At 59.5% G+C, this 20,638-nt stretch carries 20 protein-coding genes; 7 read left to right on the forward strand and 13 right to left on the reverse strand.

Features of this window, described 5'->3' with window-relative positions:
- Positions 1-886: 886 nt before the first annotated feature.
- Entirely contained in the window at positions 887-1,741 is an 855-nt protein-coding gene (locus tag J4E53_RS14495) for a hypothetical protein (protein ID WP_146042625.1), read from the forward strand.
- 440 nt (positions 1,742-2,181) lie between these two features.
- On the opposite strand, the gene J4E53_RS14500 is transcribed toward J4E53_RS14495, so the two are convergent.
- Entirely contained in the window at positions 2,182-3,096 is a 915-nt protein-coding gene (locus J4E53_RS14500; RefSeq protein WP_103308954.1) for a LysR substrate-binding domain-containing protein, read from the reverse strand.
- A gap of 112 nt (positions 3,097-3,208) precedes the next feature.
- On the opposite strand from J4E53_RS14500, the gene J4E53_RS14505 reads away from it, so the two are divergent.
- Genes J4E53_RS14505 through J4E53_RS14515 form a run of 3 tightly spaced genes read left to right on the forward strand, consistent with a single transcriptional unit; the run spans position 3,209 to position 5,265 of the window.
- The gene (locus J4E53_RS14505; protein ID WP_103308956.1) at positions 3,209-3,565 is read left to right on the forward strand and encodes a hypothetical protein; all 357 of its coding nucleotides are present in this window, start codon (positions 3,209-3,211) and stop codon (positions 3,563-3,565) included.
- Positions 3,565-4,491, forward strand: a complete 927-nt coding sequence (locus tag J4E53_RS14510) for a DMT family transporter (protein ID WP_103308958.1) — start codon at positions 3,565-3,567, stop codon at positions 4,489-4,491. Before J4E53_RS14505 ends, J4E53_RS14510 begins: the two co-directional genes overlap by 1 nt.
- Before the next feature lie 45 nt (positions 4,492-4,536).
- Entirely contained in the window at positions 4,537-5,265 is a 729-nt protein-coding gene (locus tag J4E53_RS14515; RefSeq protein WP_103308959.1) for a LuxR family transcriptional regulator, read from the forward strand.
- Here the strand turns inward: J4E53_RS14515 and J4E53_RS14520 are convergent.
- From J4E53_RS14520 to J4E53_RS14565, 10 genes are read right to left on the reverse strand one after another with little or no spacing between them, the layout of a single operon-like run.
- Positions 5,252-5,950: a 4'-phosphopantetheinyl transferase superfamily protein gene (locus tag J4E53_RS14520; RefSeq protein WP_103308961.1), complete on the reverse strand. Its 699-nt coding sequence runs from the start codon at positions 5,948-5,950 to the stop codon at positions 5,252-5,254. The genes J4E53_RS14515 and J4E53_RS14520 overlap by 14 nt on opposite strands.
- Complete coding sequence (locus J4E53_RS14525; protein WP_146042626.1) at positions 5,947-6,318, reverse strand: hypothetical protein; 372 nt, start codon at positions 6,316-6,318, stop codon at positions 5,947-5,949. The genes J4E53_RS14520 and J4E53_RS14525 overlap by 4 nt, the downstream gene beginning before the upstream one ends.
- 10 nt (positions 6,319-6,328) lie before the next feature.
- Positions 6,329-7,732, reverse strand: coding sequence for a hypothetical protein (locus tag J4E53_RS14530; RefSeq protein WP_146042627.1), 1,404 nt, complete (start codon positions 7,730-7,732; stop codon positions 6,329-6,331).
- Between the two features lie 52 nt (positions 7,733-7,784).
- A complete protein-coding gene (locus tag J4E53_RS14535; RefSeq protein ID WP_103308966.1) occupies positions 7,785-8,345 on the reverse strand; it encodes an alpha/beta hydrolase in 561 nt (186 codons plus the stop codon).
- Complete coding sequence (gene cmlS / locus J4E53_RS14540; RefSeq protein ID WP_103308968.1) at positions 8,335-10,047, reverse strand: chloramphenicol-biosynthetic FADH2-dependent halogenase CmlS; 1,713 nt, start codon at positions 10,045-10,047, stop codon at positions 8,335-8,337. Before cmlS ends, J4E53_RS14535 begins: the two co-directional genes overlap by 11 nt.
- A 15-nt stretch (positions 10,048-10,062) precedes the next feature.
- Entirely contained in the window at positions 10,063-10,683 is a 621-nt protein-coding gene (locus J4E53_RS14545) for a hypothetical protein (protein WP_060740627.1), read from the reverse strand.
- Complete coding sequence (locus J4E53_RS14550; RefSeq protein ID WP_060740626.1) at positions 10,680-12,047, reverse strand: fatty acid--CoA ligase family protein; 1,368 nt, start codon at positions 12,045-12,047, stop codon at positions 10,680-10,682. Before J4E53_RS14550 ends, J4E53_RS14545 begins: the two co-directional genes overlap by 4 nt.
- Positions 12,044-12,739, reverse strand: a complete 696-nt coding sequence (locus J4E53_RS14555; protein WP_060740625.1) for an SDR family NAD(P)-dependent oxidoreductase — start codon at positions 12,737-12,739, stop codon at positions 12,044-12,046. Before J4E53_RS14555 ends, J4E53_RS14550 begins: the two co-directional genes overlap by 4 nt.
- A gap of 1 nt (position 12,740) precedes the next feature.
- Positions 12,741-13,625, reverse strand: a complete 885-nt coding sequence (locus tag J4E53_RS14560) for a hypothetical protein (RefSeq protein ID WP_103308970.1) — start codon at positions 13,623-13,625, stop codon at positions 12,741-12,743.
- Between the two features lie 26 nt (positions 13,626-13,651).
- On the reverse strand, positions 13,652-13,960 hold the full coding sequence (locus tag J4E53_RS14565) for a hypothetical protein (protein WP_060740623.1): 309 nt from the start codon (positions 13,958-13,960) through the stop codon (positions 13,652-13,654).
- 222 nt (positions 13,961-14,182) lie between these two features.
- Here J4E53_RS14565 and J4E53_RS14570 point away from each other — a divergent pair, with 222 nt between their 5' ends.
- The 3 genes from J4E53_RS14570 to ggt all read left to right on the forward strand — a co-directional run bounded on the left by J4E53_RS14570 (position 14,183) and on the right by ggt (position 19,849).
- On the forward strand, positions 14,183-15,412 hold the full coding sequence (locus tag J4E53_RS14570; protein ID WP_060740622.1) for a cation:proton antiporter: 1,230 nt from the start codon (positions 14,183-14,185) through the stop codon (positions 15,410-15,412).
- Positions 15,413-15,459: 47 nt separating this feature from the next.
- Positions 15,460-17,844, forward strand: coding sequence for a penicillin acylase family protein (locus J4E53_RS14575; RefSeq protein ID WP_103308974.1), 2,385 nt, complete (start codon positions 15,460-15,462; stop codon positions 17,842-17,844).
- Between the two features lie 151 nt (positions 17,845-17,995).
- On the forward strand, positions 17,996-19,849 hold the full coding sequence (ggt, locus tag J4E53_RS14580; RefSeq protein WP_103308975.1) for a gamma-glutamyltransferase: 1,854 nt from the start codon (positions 17,996-17,998) through the stop codon (positions 19,847-19,849).
- Here the strand turns inward: ggt and J4E53_RS14585 are convergent.
- Both J4E53_RS14585 and J4E53_RS14590 read right to left on the reverse strand, forming a co-directional pair.
- Positions 19,831-20,064: a helix-turn-helix transcriptional regulator gene (locus J4E53_RS14585; RefSeq protein WP_060740620.1), complete on the reverse strand. Its 234-nt coding sequence runs from the start codon at positions 20,062-20,064 to the stop codon at positions 19,831-19,833. The genes ggt and J4E53_RS14585 overlap by 19 nt on opposite strands.
- 7 nt (positions 20,065-20,071) lie before the next feature.
- Positions 20,072-20,638: DUF2975 domain-containing protein (locus tag J4E53_RS14590; protein WP_310650537.1), on the reverse strand; the 567-nt coding region annotated here is incomplete at its 5' end.

The following is a 20,638-nucleotide window of genomic DNA, read 5'->3' on the forward strand; positions in this document are numbered from 1 at the left end:
CCCTTTCTCGTAATTGATCTGAGTGGTTTTATCCACCTCGTCGGCCGTAGCCATGTCGATCTGATTAAGACACAGGAGCGACCTTTCTTCCTTCAGCCGAACACCGATACCCATATTTGTGAACCTCAAACACTGGCAGGATCAAATATCCGAAACAATATCACCGCGTCATCACACGAAACGGCACTATGCCGAACGCCTACCCACTGAGCAAGCGTTCAAAGCAGCGCGCGAGCTGCTTCGAGAAAAAATTCTATGGACCTCAGATAAGTATCTCTTGAGGCGGGCCCTATCCTAGTCTCGGCATCCTAACGCCCACAGTCAGTCCTGCAAGCACTCTGGCAGTAAGGGAGCGCCTGCCGCTGTGCGATGATCCCTGATGGGTAGGCGAAAGTTCAACGAGAGCTTTTTTCCTGTTTTAGGGCTCTACTTCAGACCTCGGAAGCGTTGCACCAGTTGGCTTAGTAACACTCCTAAAAAACCCATGTTCAAACACAGTGTTACGCCGATAATATTCAATAAATACAGTTAGTTATCGAAAGCCGTTACACCAGTAACGTTCGTAACACTGCTTTTCAGAAGGATGCGTATTCCCCCGCTCCCCGGAAGCATCAATGCCACCAGCGAACGTCAGGAGCAGTTCCAAATTTTGCCGGGGCCCCTGAGGTTTCTTTAAGACACGGGGTCTGAAACCCGCGGGACCTTGTTAGCGGACAGCCGCCCAGCTTAGTGAACAGGTGAACCAGGTGAACACCCAGTTCACCAGTGCAATTCCACAAGGGGTTGAGAGGTCGCCGGGGACCCGGGCATTGCTGAAGGACACGGGCAAAAGAACCCGCAGCATGTTGTTAGCGACTGTGTTTCCTACGTCGGTTGACAGGTTGACGTGGTTGACACCATCCCCAAGGTTGACCGGGTTCAACCGTTCGCTATCAACAACACAATGGCTCACCTTTACCGTGCGGTAACGATGCCCTTTTCTCTTCAATATCCTTTCAATTTCAACGTCGAAATTTCAGTAAGCTCAGGGAACTGCCGCTACCGAGATCTCGCGGGTTTCATGCCCCGTACCCTTGTGTTTGCTCCAGGGTCCCCGGCAGTATCTAACGCCCACCTCGGCCAAAAACGCCCACAAGACCTCGGCCATTATCTATATGCAGGGAATGCCATCTTGGAACTCAGCCATTTTTGTAATTACGTAACCCCTCAGGGTGACAACACATGGACACTCGCGACACGTCTAGCAAATATGCTCTACAAAGCAGAACAGCTATACGGCCCTAGAGACCTTTCTTGGACGGTCGTTGGCGTGGAATTCGGTACCGATATACCTAGCATCTGGTTTCCGCGGCCAGGCAAAAACGTTGCTATCCGACTCACCACGAGCGCTCTAAATAGCAAAGAAACGGCCTACTATGAGCTTGCCCATGAATGTATTCACCTGCTGTCGCCCGCAGGCCGCGTAGTGGTACCAGTCATTGAGGAAGGTCTAGCGACCGTATTTTCAGAGGACTACTACGAAGAAGTTTTTCAACAAAAAGCAAGTACGCGGATGCCCTCCTACGCCAAAGCAGCTGCACTGGTTCGCGACTTACTCTCCATCGCTCCTGACGCAATTCTAAGGATCAGATCGGTACAGCCCGCATTTACACTGATCACTGAGAAGACGTTCCTCGACGCTGGTCTCAGCGTCCCGCAGGCTCTGATAGATGAGTTACTTCTACCCTTCCAGCGTGTATGAGTTCGCCCTTAGGACATTTTTAATTTCAGGAGCAGCATCCAGCCTTTGAGGAGCTCTCGAACTGGGTTGAACATCGAAGGATCTACAGAAGTGGCACAGAACATCCGGGGGGCGCTGGACACCCTAGATGAGAATGCAGGATTCATCACCCTTGCTCTCGCCTCATTGGCGGCAGAAGGTCGGACAAAGAAGTAACTACCCTGCCAAATGGCAACACACCCAACTAGCTGGTGGTGCTTTACCTAGCGGGATACCACGATATCAGTGGGCAGAAACAGGCAGCGTGTATGCCTACATGTATGCCTAACTGAAAGAAAATATTTAAATTCCTTTAAATACAACAAATTAGTAGACCAGTTCAAATGACTGTGTACCACCAAGTACTAAAAACGGCCTATCGAAAGATAGGCCGTTTTTTTATGCCTCAAAAAAAGGGCCGCTCAGCAGGCCGGCAGTCGACGTACTTGGCTGAGCTCTCGCAGATACGACGCAACCTCCTCACCCAGCCATTCGGCAAACTGCTGCCGCTTGGCCTCGACGCGCTCGCGGTCGGGTAGCAGCAGCCAATACGGGTAGGCATACGGCACCGCATGCTCGCTCAACTGCACCAGCTCACCACGCCCGATGGCGTCATGCACCAGGCTGCGACGCACCAGCGCGATACCCTGCTTGAGTCGCACGGCCTCCAGCACCAGATTCGAATCGTTGCTGCACAGCCCCTTGCGCGTGACCTCGGTGTCCAGCCCCGCCGCCTCGCACCAGGGCTGCCAGGAGTCCATGGTGAAAATGATCGGGCTCGCGACGATCTGCACCGGCGTATGCGGTAGCTGTCCGCCATTGAAGCCCGGGGAAGCGACAACGATCATTTCGTCGTGAAACAACAGCTGTTTTTCCACCTGCTCCCAGTCGCCCCGCCCCATGCGCACGCTGACGTCCACCGCCTCCTGCGCCAGATTGGTCACGGTGAGACTGGCCTGCAGACGCACCGTGATATGCGGGTAACGCGCCTGGAATCGACCGATGCGCGGCAGCAGCCAGGAGAAGCCGAAGGAAGGCATGACCGCCACCACCAGCTCCGAAGCCTTGGGCTGCGCTTTAACCTGGCGAGTCGCATCGGCGATGTTCTTCAACGACTCACGCACCTGCAACGAGTACAACCGACCGTCTTCAGTGATGCGCAAGGTACGTCCCTCACGCACGAACAGTGTCACACCCAGCATCTCTTCCAGCACCTTGAGCTGCTGGCTGACCGCCGAATGAGTGACGTGCAGCTCCGTCGCCGCCAAGGTGACACTGGACAAGCGGCTGACAGCTTCGAAACTGCGCAGACAACTGAGGGGAGGGATCGCCGACATGTAAGCCCCGCTAACAATTACTTCAAGAAATTACTGATGTTTTTACCGAAACCGGCCATTTAATGTAAGCGCAGATGTATTTTCCAATGACTTTTTCAGAAGGAAGACCAGGGTGCGTACGTTGACGGTCTCTTTCAATGCCAATTCCCAGGGCTCATCCGACGGCGAGCCGGACTGGGTCTACATCTATCTTCGCCCGACCGAGCTGATGTCGTTGCACTTGCGCCAGGACATCATTGCTTACGCCCTGAGCGGCAGTCATTGGGTGAGCTGGGAAGGTCGCGACATACTCCTGGAGCAAAGCCAGAGCCTCAGGTTGAGCGCCGGCAAAGCGCTGATCGACGGTACCGGGGTGCTGCAGCTTGCCTTGGCGCCGGCGCCACAGGAAACCATCAAACGCTTGGGCCAATGGCGCATCGCCCCCCTGTTACCGAGCCGGGCCCTGCCGCTGCGGATCGAGATCCGCTGATGGCCCTGTCAGTGGCTGGCGAGGCGACGGGCCTCCATAGCCGACTGGGTTTCGCTGTCACGATCCTGGCGTCCACATTTCTCATGGGCTCAAGTTTCGTGTCGGGCAAGATATTGCTCGAGCAGGGATTCGATCCCTTGATGCTGGTGGGCTGGCGGTTCTTCCTGGCCGCGCTGGCAACCTTGCCGTTGGTGTTCATGCAAGGTGGTTCCTGGCGTGCCAACCTGCTCCCACGCCATTTGGACGCCCGACAGGTGCTGGTGATCGCCATCATCGGCCTTACCCAGACCACGGCCGTGATGAGCCTGCTGTTCCTGGCAATGCGCACCGTCTCGGCCTCCACGGCCGCGATCCTGCTTTTCACCAACCCCGTGTGGGTCGCGGTAGGCAACCGACTGTTCTTCGCGCAGCCGCTCAAGGCCAACCGCCTGTTGGGCCTGGTTACAGGCTTGGTCGGCGTCGCGCTGGCCATTGGCGCTGACTTTGCAAAAGACCCACAGCCTGGCGCCTGGATCGGCGTAACGCTGGGTTTGGGCGCCGCCGTCAGTTGGGCCACCGCGACACTGATCATCAAGCGTAACCCGGTGGCGGTCGGCACGTGGACCTTGAGTTTCTGGCAACTGTTCATCGGCGCCCTGGGGGCACTCGCCTGCGCCCTCCTGGCCGGCGAACACTGGCCCGATCACCTCTCGATCCAGCAGTGGGGCTGGTTTGCCTGGCTGGCCATACCGGCCTCGACCGGCTCGTTCGGGCTGTGGTTCGTCGCGCTGAAACAGGCAGACGCTACCAGCACCAGTGGCTGGCTGTTCCTGGCGCCAATGTTCGCGGTGCTGCTGTCCTGGGCTGTACTGGATATCCAACTCTCCGTTTGGCAATGCCTTGGAGGTCTGTTGGTCGCGGCTTCGATCTGGCTGATGAACCGTTGATCCGCATCCTGCGAGCTGAGCCGGCAATCATTGAAAAGGAAATGAATGATGTTATCGCAAGCGCTTGAGTTTCTTCTGGACGGCCCCGGCATCTCGACCAGCAGCGATCTGTTCGATCGCTTGAAAGAACCGGTTCTGCAACTGGGCTTTGGCCGCTATGAACTGCGCCTCAAACCAGACAGAAACGCACGGGAACGCAGCGAGCTGGTTATTGGCGATTACCCACAAGCCTGGCATGAGGCCTACGAACAGGCAGGCTACGTCAGGATCGACCCGGTCATGTTGCACTGCATGCACAACGTCACGCCCATCGTCTGGACCGAGCGACTGTACAGCTCACCGCAACAACACAGCCTGCGAGCGCTGGCCGTGGCGCACGGCCTGGAGCATGGCGTCACCTTCGCCCTGCACGGCCCGCAAGGCCAGTTCGGGACATTGGGCCTCAATCTCCAGGCACGCGACGCTGATCAGGCGCAAGCGATGATCAGGCACCACATGGGTACGCTATCGATGCTCAGGGACGCAGCCCTGCAAGCCGCCCTGGCCCTGATGGTTCCGCCAGCGCCCGTCACCCAGGTCAAGCTGACCCGGCGTGAAAAGGAAATACTGCGCTGGAGTGCCTTTGGCAAGACCAGTTGGGAGATCTCGAATATCTGCTGCTGTTCGGAAGCCAACGTGGACTATCACTTCAAGAATATCCGCCGAAAGTTCAGCGTGACGACGCGTAGCGCCGCCGTTGTCCAGGCCCTGTCGATGCAGCTCATTCAGATCTGACACAGCAAGGCATCCGGCCAGGCGCCTGGTGCCAGCTGAAATCGAGTTCTGGCGACCACTCACCGCACAGGGCCAACCGTGAAGGCAACAGATCGGCTGTAAGCACCTCACCGGTGAGTGTGCCGACCCCTCCGGCCAGGTTGAAACTGCGCTGGGAAGGGGCGGCATCTTCGGGGCGACATAAGCACCGCGTATCACCGCGTATCCCACTCCCCCGGTATTTGAGCAGACTCTCGCGCCGGGTCCACAACCACACAAAGTCGGCTTCCCGCGTCCCCTCATCGCGACTCTGGAGCCAGCGACGCTCACTCTCGCAAAAGTATCGACGTACAGCACTGCGCCAGAAGACCGGGGCGGCACCGTCCTCGTAATCAAGGCCCACACGGGACGACCCCACGGCCAGCAGGCCCAGGCGCTGTGCATAAGTCACACTGGCGAATAGCCGGGGATGGGTACAAATGCGCAATTGCCCCGAGGCCTGCTGTTCGATCAACACTCGTTGCGGATCGCACTGCACAAGCCCGGCCACCGTCAGGCGCAGGGCAATGCGTGCGTTGAGGTAACGAACTCGCTGACGCTCGCCCAAGGTCGCGGCATGGCGCATCTGCTGTGCATCCAGCACGGCATGCCAAGCGGCATCAGCCTGTGCATGGACCGGGAAGACAACCAACTGCAACGCGCTCATGCAGATTGTTCACGGGCATTGTGACGGACCTGCAACCGGGCATAGAACAAAGCATAGGCTCCCGCCAGGCCCAATACCGGGAGCAGGGTCAGCACCGGGTCCGGCGTGCCGATCATCGTGTGCACGCTCAGCAGCACAGCCGCATAGATCACCATCGCCCAAGCGGCCACTCGCACCGCAACGGCCTGGTGCGGGCTGCTGCCGATCCGGCGGCTGATAAAGGCCGAGAACGCGAAAGTAGCCGCGAAACTGAGCAGCCACTGCGCCAAGGCCGATTGCGCCATGGCCATCCAGGGTAACTGACGGGCGCAGAATGCCACCCAACCGGCGTACAGGGTGGCCGACGCGGTGGAGCTGACAAGCCTCACGACCGAAGGGTTAACCCATGAGTTTCTTGAGCGCACGCGCGATCCCCCGCTTGACCCGTATTCCCGTGGCCGACACCCGGAATTGAGCGGCCAGCTGGCTAATGTGCTGGCGATGCACGCTGTGCCCGATGGTCGGACCGAAAACAAACAGCCACTGGGGCAAATGCCAGTCGAGACGGCTCAGAAGACGGCCAACGTCGAAATACATCACGCGCACGGTTTCACCGCTATAGGGGTGCTTTTTGCTGATCGGCAGGCATTGCGCCCCTAGTCGGGTGTAGATCGGCACCAGGATATCGATGGCGTCCAGCACGATGTACCGGCTCTGCAAATGCAGGGTAATCCTGCCCAGTTCGCGCAGCAGTGCCAGCATCACGTGATGCCCGGCGTACTCGGGCAAAATGGCGACCCGGGACATCTCGACAAAGCCCGCCGCCCACAACCATTGAGGCAAGGGCGTCGACATCTCGATCTCGCAGCGCTCACGATAGCCGCTGTTGACGACGACACGCCCCGCCCCCACACATTTGTTGCCCAGCCGCGCGCAGACCTGGATGGCGTAAGGGTCCCATTCATCCCACAAGACTCGCGGATCCTGCACGTCCTCCAGACGACCGTAGTGACGGTTGGCAGCCAGGCGGCACGTCAGCAAATCGTCCATGGTGCCGGTCCCTTCGATAATCGCGACATGGATCAGGCGATCGATGGCCGGACTCTTGCGTAGCGCCACGGGCAGGCTGTCGAAGGAGAAGTGCCGACGCTGGCACAGCAGCATCAACGCCACCGCGGTGCTCGAGGGTTTGTCCAGCACCCGGAAATGACAGAGGAAGCGGCCCTGGTCCTCGAAACGCCCCAGGACCTGCACACGCACCATGGCCAGGCCACTCCAGGGACAGTTGAACTGCAGTTCCAGATCCATGCCCGGCACGATCACTACATCTCGGTCCAGTACCTCGAAGGCGCCGTTGAGCGGGCTGAGGTAATGCAGTTGTACGGTCAGGCGACGATTGAACAGTATGGGGCTTCGCGCCGCCGCCCTGAGTGACGCGTCGGCGCGATCGCGCTCATTCAGGTACGCCGGCCTGGAGCCGCAGCTCACCAGTTCCAGGCAGGGTCGGTCATTGCCTGACCACCGTCCCTGCATGTTCACCGGCACTTGCGGGCGATGCAGGCACTGCTGGAAACACAGCGTCACGGTGAAAGGCTCGGGGTTGGCACTGTAGAGACCGGCCGGCACTTCAAGCACGCAATGCGCCTCGTCCCGGACCGCCAACGTGGCCGGCACACTGTGCCCTTCAAATCGGGCATGCACCGGGATACGGTGGCACTGCCCTTGCGCAACCCCTCGAACCGATGGCGATAATGCGGCGCCAAGCTCATCGCCCGGCAGCACAGACACGGCATTAGCTGACATAGCATCGTCCTGATGGCTTAAAGAAATACAGGCCGCCGTGGGCAGCCTGTGTTCAATCGTGACTCAGTGACCGGGCAAAGGATTGCAAGAGGTTGTAGCCCTGATCCCAGTACCCCAACTGCGACTTCCCATTGATGTGGCCCAGCTCGCCCAGGTTGGTGCAACCGCAACCCAACTGGCGGGCGCTGCGCTGCACGTAATCCAGGTCCCCGTAGGGATCGTTCTGGCTGGTGATCACCGTGACCGGAAAGTCGACGCTCAGTTGGTCGGCCGGTCGGAAGCCACGGGCCTGCTCCGGAAACTGCTTGCCATTGGGGTCCGGCACCGCGACCAGAAACGCGCCGCGCATCAGGTCCGAGCGATGTCGCGCCGCCCACTCCAGGAGCAACAGGCACCCCAGGCTATGGGCGACCACGACCACCGGTCGCTGCTGCCCGGACAACAGCGCCTGCAAATCCGCGACCCACTCCTCGCAGTCCGGATTATCCCAGTCACGGTGCTCCAGCCACAATGAATCGGGATGCTCGGTGTTCCAATGCCGCTGCCAGTGGGTATCGCCGGAGTTGCCGACGCCCGCCAGGAAAAGCCAACTGAACCCCTCGTCATACTTCATATTCGACACCTACCCCATCGAAGCGCAGGCGATCCTGCACCAGCACTCGTTGCCCATGCTTGTCGAAACCATCGAGCAAACCGGCCTCCATCAGCCGGATAACGAACTGCGAGGAGTTCACCTCCCCCACTTCGTTGAGGCGCACCATCAACTCCTTGTAGCCGAACTTCTGCTCGTAGAGGTCCTTGAACAGCTGCACCAGGGCTTCGCTCACGGTGTACTTGGTCATGTCCTTGCCGGCCCCGTTGGACAGGATCCGCTTGAGGCTCAGCTTGAAGCTCAGGGGCTCGATCTTGAAATAGTCGGCGGTCTCGACCCGGTCGCCCAACCAGTTGAAGCTGGCGATGCGGTTCAACTGTTTGGTCAAGTCGGAGATCCAGCGCACGCGAGCCGGGTTAAGCTCGGCATCCATGAACTCGTCGGTCAACTCATTGCGCTGGTGCCGGCCAATGGCAATCATGGTGGAGGCGCGGTCCTTGAAGTCGCCAATCTGCGGGCGGTTCTGTTTTTCCCCGTTGACCAATTGCTCGAACCACTCCTTGCGCTTCAAACGTTCGTCGGCCGACTCGCTGATGCGACGCTTGGTCCAGAACTCGGATTCCGGCTCAGTGAACGAGGCAAACGTGTAGAAGGACGCCAGAAACTCGTGGTACTGGTTGTAGGTCTCGCTGTAGCTGCGGTTGTACCAGGCGTGGACCTTTTCGTTCTGCTCCGGATGCTGCATCAGGTAGTCAATGCTGCTGGCTGCGCTGACCGCCGACTGCGAGGCCAGGTGCACCCCTTGGGAGAACAATGGGTCGGTGAAGCAGGCCGAATCGCCGCACAGGAAAAAGCGGTTGCGGGAGAAGTATTTGGTTTCGTAGGACCAGTCACGCACCAGCTTCACATCCTCGCAACGCTCCACACCGTTGAGGATCGACAGGGCTCGCTCGCTCTTGGCCAGGGTCTTGTCATAGAAAGCATTGAGCCCCATGGCCTTGATATCGGCCAGCTTGCTCTGGTCGACAATGGTACCCACGCTGTAGATACCGTCCTTGAGCGGGATCATCCAGATCCAGCCATCTTCGAAGGTGATCGAGAAAGTGGTGCCATTGAGGTCGTTCTTGAACGGGTCCGGGGTCTTGAAGTACGACCACAAGGCCACGCTTTTGTAGAACTCATCATACTCACGCAGATCCAGCTTGCGCACCAGCGGGCTATTGCTGCCTGAAGCGTCGATCAGGTAGTCGGCCGTGAATTCGCTGGTCTCGTCCTTGTGCCGTACCGTTACGCTGACGTTGTCGGCCTGCTCGGCATCCACATCGATGACTGCCGCCTCCTCGAACACGCGCACACCGCGCTCACGGCAGGTGTCGAGCAGCATCTGGTCAAAGTCCGAGCGCAGAACCTGGATGGCGTGGTCGAACACCCAGTCTTCGGTCTTGGGCGTGCTGAACGAGAAGGTCCACGGCGCTTCGGTCTTGCCCCACAGGAAGGTGGCGGAAGGCTTGAGCACGTAGCCGGCCTGCGCAATCTTTTCACTCAGCCCGAGGCGGTGCAGGATCGACAACGTGCCCGGCAAGAAAGACTCGCCTACGCGGTAGCGCGGGAACTTCTCTTTTTCGAACACCGTCACCTGGTGCCCGAGTTTTTGCAAGGTCAACGCTGCGATACTGCCAGCAGGACCACCACCCATGATAATGACGTGTGCAGACTTGTTCATGCGGGTACTACTCCTTTAGACCAGTTGAAGGATTTTCTGGCGGGCCGTGGATGTGCAGTGCGAATGCGCCGGGATGCACTCGCTGAGGGTGCAACCGGCCTGGATCGTCACATCGTCTTCAATCACCGTCTGGGGCGTGACCACGGTACTGAGCCCGATGAAGCAGCGATTACCGAGGGTCACGCTGTTACCGGCATTGAAATGCGGTGACAGGAAGTTGTTGTCGCCCAACTGCGAATGGTGGCCCACGCTGCAGTGGTAATTGATCATGTTCCAGGAACCGATCCGGGTGTTGACACCCACGTGGCAATCGGCGGCGATGACATTGCCGCGGCTGGTGCGCAGGTCCAACCGATGACGGACGCTGGGGTGGATGAAGTTGGGCGCCAACAAGCGGCCATCGCTGAAGTACGCGTCGATCAGTTGCTGGCGCAAGGCAATATCGGCCACCCCCAGCACGTAGCGATAACGCGGGTCCAGGCCTTGGGCGGGCCACGGCGCGGCAGGGGCGGCATCGCCCCCGGCCTCATCCGGCACGATCAGGTGACGCACCACTGCCAACGGCTCGATGTCTTGCAGGTAAGTCGCCAGTTCCAGCGCGAAGCGCCCGGCGCCGAGGATCACGATATCGCTCATGAGAGCACCGCCCGGGTCTTCTTGAACCGATTGGAAAAAGCGATTTCGTCGACCTTGTTGACTTTGACGGGCAACTTGTAGGCTTCCAGGCAACTGCCCAGATGCTCGAGCACATGCTGTTTGAGGGCCTTCTTGCTCTCCACGCCTGCGGCCATGACATCCATGTGTACGGCCTGGCCAGTGATCGCATTCGGCACGCCGTAGACCACGCAGTCGTCGATCAGCGAGCTGCGCAGCATCACGTCTTCGATTTCGGTGGGTAGCACCTTGAGCCCCCCGACGTTGATCAGCTCCTTTTGCCGTCCCTGGATCCGCAGATAACCCTCTTCGTTCTGCTCCACCAGATCACCGGTACGGAACCAGCCATCTTCGGTGACGTTATCGGTGTCCTGGTTCAGGTAGCCGACAAACTGGCTGCGGGTCTTGAGCTGCAACTCGCCATCGACAATGCGGTACTGAGTGTTCGCATCGGCCAGCTTGAAAAAGGTGCTGGCCGAGGACTGGCTGACCGTAGCGCTGATACCCGTTTCACTGGTGCCGAATGTTTGCAGCATCTTGGCCTTGGGGAACGCCTGCTGGACCCGTTTGAGCAGGCTTTGCTGCATGCTTTCAGTGCCATAGGTGATCAGCCGTACCGAGGACAGGTCATGCTGTTCGTGATGCCGCCCCATCAGGATCAGGTTAAGGAAGGTAGGGCTGACCGGCAGCACCTTCACCCCATGCCGCGCCACCAGCGCGCAGATCGATTCGGGGGCCCGATCGACCGGCATCACCGCGCACCCGCCCACCGCCAGCGTGTTGAGCAAGGAGTTCAAGCCGCCGATGTGGTCGAACAACAGGAACATCAGGATCGAAAGGGGCTTCTTGCGCTCTTTGCCCAGCTTGGTGTCGATCAGGTCATCCAGGTCATGCAGGATCGCCTTGGGCGCGCCGGTACTGCCGCTGCTCAACAACACCAGGCCTGAGCGCCCCTTCTCCCGCAGCGCGCTGTAGTACTCAGGGCTTTCGTCGGCGACCGGTTGTGCCAGCGAGTGATGCACCCAGGCATCGTCGACGATCTCGATCCGATGCTGACACCGGGCGGCACCTTGCAGGGTTTGCAGGGAACGCTCACTGAGATCGACCAGCGGCGCCACAATATTGCGGTTCAGGTACAAGGCCAGCAGCGCAGCGACGCCAGACACGCTGTAGTCACTGTTGAGGATGACCGCATCCCCCGGCTTGACGCCGTGGTCGACCAGCCAGGCCAGGCACTGCTGCACCTTGGCATGCAGATCGCTGTAGGTGCACTGCTGCTCGCCGTGCAACAGCGCCACGCGCTGCCCCGGTTCGGCCAGCGTTGCCAGCAAGGCATCGCGGCTCATTGCACACCTCCCAGGCTGAGGGTTTCACCCGTCACAAAAGCCGACTGGCTGGAGATAAGAAACGTCAAGGGTCCGATCAGGTCGGTAAACACACAGGGCCTGGCTATCGTCTGGCGCTCAATCATCTTCTGTCTAATCTCTTGAGGAAGTGTGCGGGTCAAAGAGCTTCGGTACAGCGGTAACACCAGGTTATTGATGCGAATGCCAAAAACCGAAAGTTCCTTGCTCAACGTTCGGGTCAGCTGTTCGACAGCGGCTTTGCTGGCGGCATATATCGATTGGCCTGGAATGGCCCAATGGGTCGCCACGGTAGATATATTCACGATGACACCCGGATGCTCGTTCTTCTGCATTAACTTGACGGCTTCGCGGGTAACATTCATCAAGCCAAATACATTGCTCGCAAATAAACCCTGGACCGTCTCGGCAGGCGTCAACTGAAAAGGCGCCATATTGGCTTCACCGGCGTTATTGATCAGCACATCCAGTTGCGCATGACTCAAGCGAATATGCTTGATCATTTTCCTGACCGCACTGGCGTCATTCAAATCCAGACAGAAGTGCGTGTAGCGCTCATGTTCAATTGAACCTTCACCGCGACTGCAACCAATGACGACGTGGCCCTGTTCCAGAAAATACAGCGCCGCTTCTTTACCAACGCCTTTGCGGGTACCGGTCAACAATATAATCATATCAATGCAACTTATATCCGATGAGTAGCGGCAGGCTGTACAGCGGCTTTATCGGTGCATTTGCCAAACTGCCAGAAGCAGGTTTTACCAGTGACGGAACTTCGCGCTTGATCAACCGCACACCGCTAAGGGGATACCCTGCCAGTTCCGCCGCATTACTCACCAGGCACTGAACGCGCATTTGCAGGCATAAGGACAATCGCCAACTGTCGAGACTGCGTGCAAACAACTGCGGGTTGCCGATGAACAGTACCCGACCGATCGGCTCGAACCAGCGCCGGGTCATGCGCTTGACTATCAGGTAGCAGGACTCGCCGGTCACTGAATCGACGATCATCAGGTGCCGACACTCGACCCCCGCGTGATCCCGGAAGACCACGCTTTCCTGCTCGCTCAGCCAGCCCGCGACTCGATGGACATCGGTTTCCAGGCGATAGCGCCGACGTATTTTCAGCGGATTGGGGAAGGGGTACATCAGCACCAGCTCGGTTTCCAGGTCGATAAAGCCGAACTTCTTGCTGATCTCGTACACATCCGGCGTGGGCGTATAGTTGAGCAGCGTGACTTTGCGCATCGACAGTACCGGCAACAACAGTTTCAGGCTTTCCTTGCGGTACTCGACCTGTACAAACCAACTATGCAATTCGCAGAAGCGCTGCTGCCCGTTGCAGGGCTGGGTGGTAAACAGCAAACCGAGAAAACCCACCACCACGTCGCCGTCGAGCATCACATAGCCGAAGTAATCCTCTCCCCCGGACCAGATATCGGCAAACATGCGCTTGCGCACATTTACGCCTATCCAGTTGGAGTTCAAGGTGGACTCGCGCAACAGCTTGCACACCGGGTACATGTCACTGCTCAGCGCTTTACGGACCGTCACGTTCACGTCAATGCTCCCTGCGTGGCGTTCATTCAGGCAGAGGCCAGTTGAGGAACCTGCTGCTCGGCGATAATGAAATCAATCAAACAGGCAACACTGCTGAACGGGCTGACGGTCTGTGACACCGCTTTTTCCGACGTCAACGAGATTTCAATATCCAGTTCGTCGTCCAGGCCTTCTTCTACCGCAGCCAGAAAGCTGACCAATTGCATGGAATCGAACACCCCGGTAGTACCATAAAGCGCCAACGTATCGATATTCTGCAAATCGATCTTCTCTTTACGCGTGGCATTAACTTCAATCAGGGCTTGATGAATGATCGTAAATATCGCGTCTTTCATAATCGACCTTCTGAATTATCGGCAAACATGAGTCGGGCACGACTAACAAGCCGCACAACAACGAAGCGAGGAAAATCTAACAGGTTCATCTCATCAAAAAATACTACCAGATCTGATAGTTTTTTTATCCCTGCGCGCTCCGCTAACATCCTCTGCCTACTGCCAGCACGTTATATAGAGCCCGGTGGCGGCGTACCCTCAATTCTCGGACAAGGTAACCCCATGCTCTTCTTGCAAATCGTTTTTATAATATTAACGGCCAAGGTTGCAGGTGCCTTTCTAAAAAGACTAGGGCAGCCAGAAGTGGTTGGCGAGATGATCGCCGGGTTTGTATTGGGCCCTTTAGTACTTGGTTTTTTCTTTCCCGACTTCCACCACGCACTATTTAAGGGCGACGCTGTTACACAATTAAAGGTGCTCAGCGACCTCGGTATTCTGCTGTTCATGTTTGTCGTTGGCGCCGAGTTCCGTATGCCCGAACAGCACGCCCCCTACGCCCATGGCAAAGTGCTGCTGATCGCCGGCTGCAGCATTGCCCTGCCCTTCATTCTGGGCGTTGCGATCGCCCCTCTTCTCTACAGTACCTTCGCACCTGCCGGCGTCCCCCACTTAGGCTTCAACCTGTTCATTGCAACGCTGTTTTCGGTCACCGCGTTCCCGGTCCTGGCGCGCATTCTGAAGGAGCGACGGATGCTCGACAGTGAGGTTGGTGCGCTCTCGCTGATGGCTGCCGCCGTGAGTGATGTGTGTGCCTGGGTGTTGCTGGCGATCACCGCGATGAGTTTGCAATTGGACCGTCAATGGCAGGAGTTGGCTCTGCGATTGTGTGGCCTGGCAGCCTTGTGCGGCGCGTCATTCTGGTGCGTACGTCCCTTGTTGAGGCGCTGGATAGCCCACCTTGAGGGCAGGCGTACCTTGACCCTGCTCGCGGTACTTGTGTGTGGTGCGCTGGTGTACGGCAGCATCACCGAATGGCTGCAAGTTCATGCCGTGTTCGGGGCTTTTCTGTTCGGCGCATGCCTGCCGCGAGACCAACGGCTGCTGAACATGCTGGTCGAGCGAGTGGAGCATATTGCGGTCATCGTGCTGATGCCCGGTTTCTTCGCCCTCGCCGGGCTCAACACCACCGCTGCGACGTTTTCGGCCGTCGGTGTAAGCCTGCTAGGCCTGGTGCTGCTGGTGGCAATCGCCGGCAAACTGTTGGGCGGTGCATTGGGCGCCCGCTTCGCCGGTTATTCGACACCGGTCGCCATTGACATCGGCGTATTGATGAACGCCAGGGGCCTTATGGAACTGGTGGTACTGAAAATCGGCCTCGACCTGGGGATTATCGGCAAAGAGCTCTTTACCCTTTTTGTCATCATGACCGTGGTCACCACGGTCATGACCGGCCCCTTGCTCAACCTGCTGCAACGGTTGCGTCACGCTCGCCAAAGGCTGGGTGTGCAATGACCGCCCTCAACGTCCCCCTGCCCCCCACGTCCCTTGCAAAACCACGCATGCTCAAGCGCATCGGCGTCTTCGTTGCGGCGGCGCTGCTGATCGGCGTTACCGTGATCGCCATCTACCTCTATGGCAAGCAACCGCAGCGACAGGGGCTGGCCAGCCTGCCTGGACTACAGTCGCCAGTCGAGGTGCGGTTCGATGAGCGTGGCGTACCGCATATCACTGCCGGCAACGAGCCCGACGCATACCGAGCCTTGGGCTACGTGCATGCCCAGGACCGCCTGTTCCAGATGGAAATGCTCCGGCGCCTGGCCCGCGGTGAACTGGCCGCCGTACTGGGCAGCAAGCTGCTGCCCACCGACAGACTGTTCCGCACCCTGCGTATCCGTGAACAAGCAGACTGGCAGGTGGCGCATGCCGATCACCAGAGCGCGACCTGGCAGGCGTTGCAGGCGTACCTGGACGGTATCAACGCCTATCAGATGGAAAATCCACGCCCTGTAGAGTTCGACTTGCTCGGTATTGAGAAGAGGCCGTTCACCGCCCAGGACGTCTACAGCGTGGTCGGCTACATGGCCTACAGCTTCGCCGCTGCGTTTCGTACCGAACCCATGCTGACCTACGTCAAGGACACGCTGGGGGCGCCCTACCTGGCCATTTTCGATCGCAGTTGGGACCCAAGAGGCGCCCTTGGCAGCCAGGCCCTGAACGCCACCGACTGGCAATCGATGGCGGCGCTGGCGCAGCTCAGCGAACAGGCCGTGAACCATTCCGGGCTACCGCAGATGGAGGGCAGCAACGCCTGGGTTGTCTCGGGCCGGCGCACGCAAAGCGGCAAGCCGTTGTTGGCGGGTGACCCGCATATCCGTTTTTCCGTACCATCGGTGTGGTACGAAGCCCACCTCAACGCCCCCGGTTTCGAACTCTACGGCGATTACGAAAGCCTCGTGCCGTTCGCCTTGCTGGGGCACAGCAACGACTTCGCCTGGACCCTCACGATGTTCCAGAACGATGACATTGACTTGATTGGCGAAACCACCAATCCCGACAACCCCGATGAAGTCTGGTACCAGGGCCGTTGGGTCGCCATGCAGGAAGAACAGCAGAGTATCGAGGTGCGTGATGCCGAACCGGTCATGCTGCGCCTGCGCCGCTCCCCCCACGGCCCGATCATCAATGATGCGCTGGGCGACAATGCCCCTGGCCGGCCCATCGCCCTCTGGTGGTCGTACCTGGACGGCGATAACCCGGTGGTGGATGCCTTTTATCAGCTCAACCGTGCCAACACGCTGGACAAGGCTCGCACGGCGGCGTCATTGATCAAGGCCCCGGGACTCAACGTGGTGTACGCCAATGCCCAAGGCGACATCGCCTGGTGGGCGGCTGCGCGATTGCCCAGGCGCCCGTCCCAGGTCACCGCGGATTTCATTCTCGACGGCAGCACCCCCGAGGCCGACAAGGACGGCTACTACCCGTTCAGCGCCAACCCGCATGAAGAAAACCCGGCCAGGGGCTACATCGTCTCCGCCAACGCCCAGCCCGTCTCGCCAGATGGCATGGCGATACCCGGTTATTACAACCTGCCCGACCGAGGTCGACGCCTGACCCGACAACTGGACCGGGACGATCAGTGGAACATCGAAAAAAGCACCCGGCTGCAACTCGACACCCAGACCGGCTATGCCCAACGTGTGTTGCAACCGGTGTTGCCGATCCTGCGCGCGGCGATTGCCGACCCGCGTCAACGCCAGTGGCTGGAGAAGCTTGCGCAGTGGCAGGGCGACTACCCGCTGGACTCGATCGACGCCACGCTGTTCACACAGTTCCTTTATGACCTGAGCTATGGCGCCCTGCACGATGAGCTGGGCGATATGATGTTCCAGAACCTGTTGAGCACCCGCGTAATAGACGCTGCACTGCCGCGTCTGGTCGCCGACGAGTACTCGCCCTGGTGGAAGGACAGGACACAACCGGACGTGCAGACGCGGGCCGACGTGATCGTTCGTGCCTGGAACACCAGCATCGCCCATTTGCGGGCCACCCTGGGTGACGACGCCACGCAGTGGCAATGGGGCAAGGTGCATCAACTGACGCAGGGGCATCCGCTTGGCAGCCAGAAATGGCTGGCACCGCTGCTCAACGCAGGCCCTTACCCGGCCCCCGGGAGCCACGAAGTGCCGAACAACTTCTCCGCACCGCTGAGTCCGGCGCCCTGGTCGGTCACCTACGGTCCCTCGACGCGACGGGTCATCGACCTGGCCACGCCGGACAAAGCCCTCGGCATACTCCCGGTGGGCCAGAGCGGCGTTCCGTTCAACAGCCACTATGAGGATCAGGTCCTGCCCTTCATGCGCGGCGAGTACCAGGCCTTGCACCTTTCATCGACGGACGTGGCCCGGCATACCCAAGGCACCCTGACACTGACGCCCGCCCCTTAGGCCCATCGGCCCTGGATGCCACGCCACACTGCGGCGTGGCAAATGCACTGTCGAGCCCCCAAGACTGGGAATGGCGCGTGAACAATTCGGCTTCTGGTTTGCGCCCTACACCTCCCATCGCTACAGTCGTTCTCTATATTCCACACCACGGATGGAGCGACACGTGCCTACAGACCTCAAACCGAATTCTCATCGCCTGTCAGCCGTTTCGCTGCTGGCTGTCGCTCTAACACTCGCGGCCTGTAAGGCGCCACCCTCCTCCACAGCGACACCGGCATTGCCCGCCCCACCGGAGGTCATTTCCGGCTTCCGCACCGATCTGCAGACCCGCTACGCCGAGAAGCACATGGCCGCAGCGGCCAATCCTTTGGCGGCCGAGGCCGGGCGCGAGATGTTGCGGCGCGGCGGCTCGGCCATCGACGCGGCCATCGCGATGCAGGCCGTGCTGACCCTGGTGGAGCCGCAATCCTCGGGCATCGGTGGCGGTGCGTTCATTGTGCTGTGGGATGGCAAGGCCGTGCGCACCTACGACGGGCGCGAAACGGCACCGGCTGGCGCCACCGAAAGACTTTTCCTGCAAGCCGACGGCAAGCCCATGCCGTTTACCGCCGCCCAGATCGGCGGTCGCTCCGTGGGGACACCGGGGGTGTTGCGTGGGCTGGAACTGGCCCATCGCAAACATGGCCGCCTCAAATGGGCGACGCTGTTCGAGCCAGCCATCACGCTGGCGGAACAAGGCTTTGCGATTTCACCCCGCCTGCACACGTTGATCGCTACCGACCCGTCCTTGCCGGGCTCGCCAGACATGGCCGCCTACTTTCTCAACGCTGATGGCAGCCCGAAGGCGGTTGGCACGGTGCTGAAGAATCCAGCCTTGGCCGGCGTGCTCAAGCGCATCGCCAACGAAGGCCCCGATGCGCTGTACAAAGGCCCGATCGCCGAGGAGATCGTCGCCAAGGTACAAAACCACGCCAACCCCGGCAGCCTTTCGCTCAATGACCTCCAAGGCTACACCGCACGGGAGCGACCAGCGTTGTGCACCGACTACAAGCGCTGGCAAGTCTGCGGCATGCCACCACCGTCTTCGGGCGGGGTTGCCGTGGCGCAGATCCTCGGGACGTTGCAAGCCCTGGAACAGCGCGACAGCCACGCGGCCCTCGCGCCTTTGAAACCGGTCAAGACCGCCAAGCCTGCCGGCATTGAACCCACCCCCGAAGCGGTGCACCTGATCGCCGAAGCCGAGCGCCTGGCCTATGCTGACCGCGCCCAATACATTGCCGACCCCAATTTTGTCGCCGTGCCGCTCAAAGGCTTGGTCGATGCCGGGTACCTGGCCAGCCGCGCCAGCCTGATCGGCCCTCGTAGCATGGGCGTCGCCAAGCCCGGCACACCACCGGGCATCCAGGTGGCCTACGCCCCGGACCGTTCCCCCCTGCGTATTTCCACCTCGCAAGTGGTGGCCGTGGATGACCAGGGTGGCGCCGTGTCCATGACCACGACCGTGGAATCGGCGTTCGGCTCACACTTGATGGTCCAGGGCTTCATGCTCAACAACCAGATGACCGATTTCTCGTTCATCCCCGAAGAGAATGGGCAAAAAGTCGCCAACCGCGTCGAACCGGGCAAGCGCCCACGCTCGTCCATGGCACCGACGCTGATCTTCGACCGTCGGGGAGAACTGGTGGCCGCTGTCGGCTCCCCCGGCGGCTCCCAGATCATCGAATACGTCGCCAAGTCAATGATTGGCCTGTTGGATTGGGACCTCGACCCGCAAACCGCCATCAACCTTCCCAACTTCGGCAGCCGCAACGGCCCAACCGAACTGGAGAAAGGACAGTTCAGCCCGGCACTGATCCAGGCGCTGAAAGACAAAGGCCATGAGGTGAGCGAGATCGACATGAACAGCGGCACCCAGGCGATTGTCCGGGTGCGTGACGCGCAAGGGAAAACCTCGTTGGCCGGCGGTGCGGATCCAAGGCGCGAGGGTCAAGCGCTGGGCGACTGATCGCCCTCGCCCTGCGGTTGATAGACCAGCAGATCCGCGGGCTGACAGTGCAGATAGCTGCAGATGGCTTCAAGGGTCGCCAGGCGTATGCCCTTGACCTTTCCTTGTTTCAACAAGGAAAGGTTGGCTTCAGTAATGCCGATTGCAGCAGCAAGGTCCTTGGATTTGACCTTGCGCAGGGCCAGCATCACATCGAGTTGAATAACGATGGGCATGGGGATCTCAAACGAATGTTCTGTTTTCTGAATCGATTTCACTGGCCTGGGACAATATCCGGGCAATGATCGCAATACAGGCGGCAAGAAATAAAGCGACGAAAGACGGTGCGGTAATACTGAAGGTCAGCAATCGCTGGCCGACCGGCGCATTGATCGTCACCAGCAGGCTGAGAAACGGCTCGCAGATGAAGTCCAGCAGCACCCACAACGCCACCGCGCGCCCCGCATTTCCCAGGTAAACCGCTGCTGCAGTGGAAAAGTATTGCCCTTGGGCGTAGTGCTTGAAGAGCCTGCGCAAGTTGGTGAGCCCGACCGCCAGGGCCAGCAAGGGAATGCTCGTCAACAGTATCCCACCCAGGCGCTGCCACCCCGTCAAGCGCATCGTCTCTTCAGGCAAGCTCGACAGCTGCCGCTCGGTCAGGGCAAACCCCAGGCCGTATCGGGAGGCCGCTTCAGGGTACAGCCAGGCCACGGCGTTGACGACCATCATCGCGACCATGAAAACAAGGGTGACGGCGGCCATCCGCTGGCTGTACAGCGCAAGACGATTCGAGTGCATGTGAGGCTCCAA

It is taken from the genome of Pseudomonas sp. FW305-28 (assembly GCF_017351395.1).
In the GTDB taxonomy this organism is placed as follows: domain Bacteria; phylum Pseudomonadota; class Gammaproteobacteria; order Pseudomonadales; family Pseudomonadaceae; genus Aquipseudomonas; species Aquipseudomonas fluorescens_AA.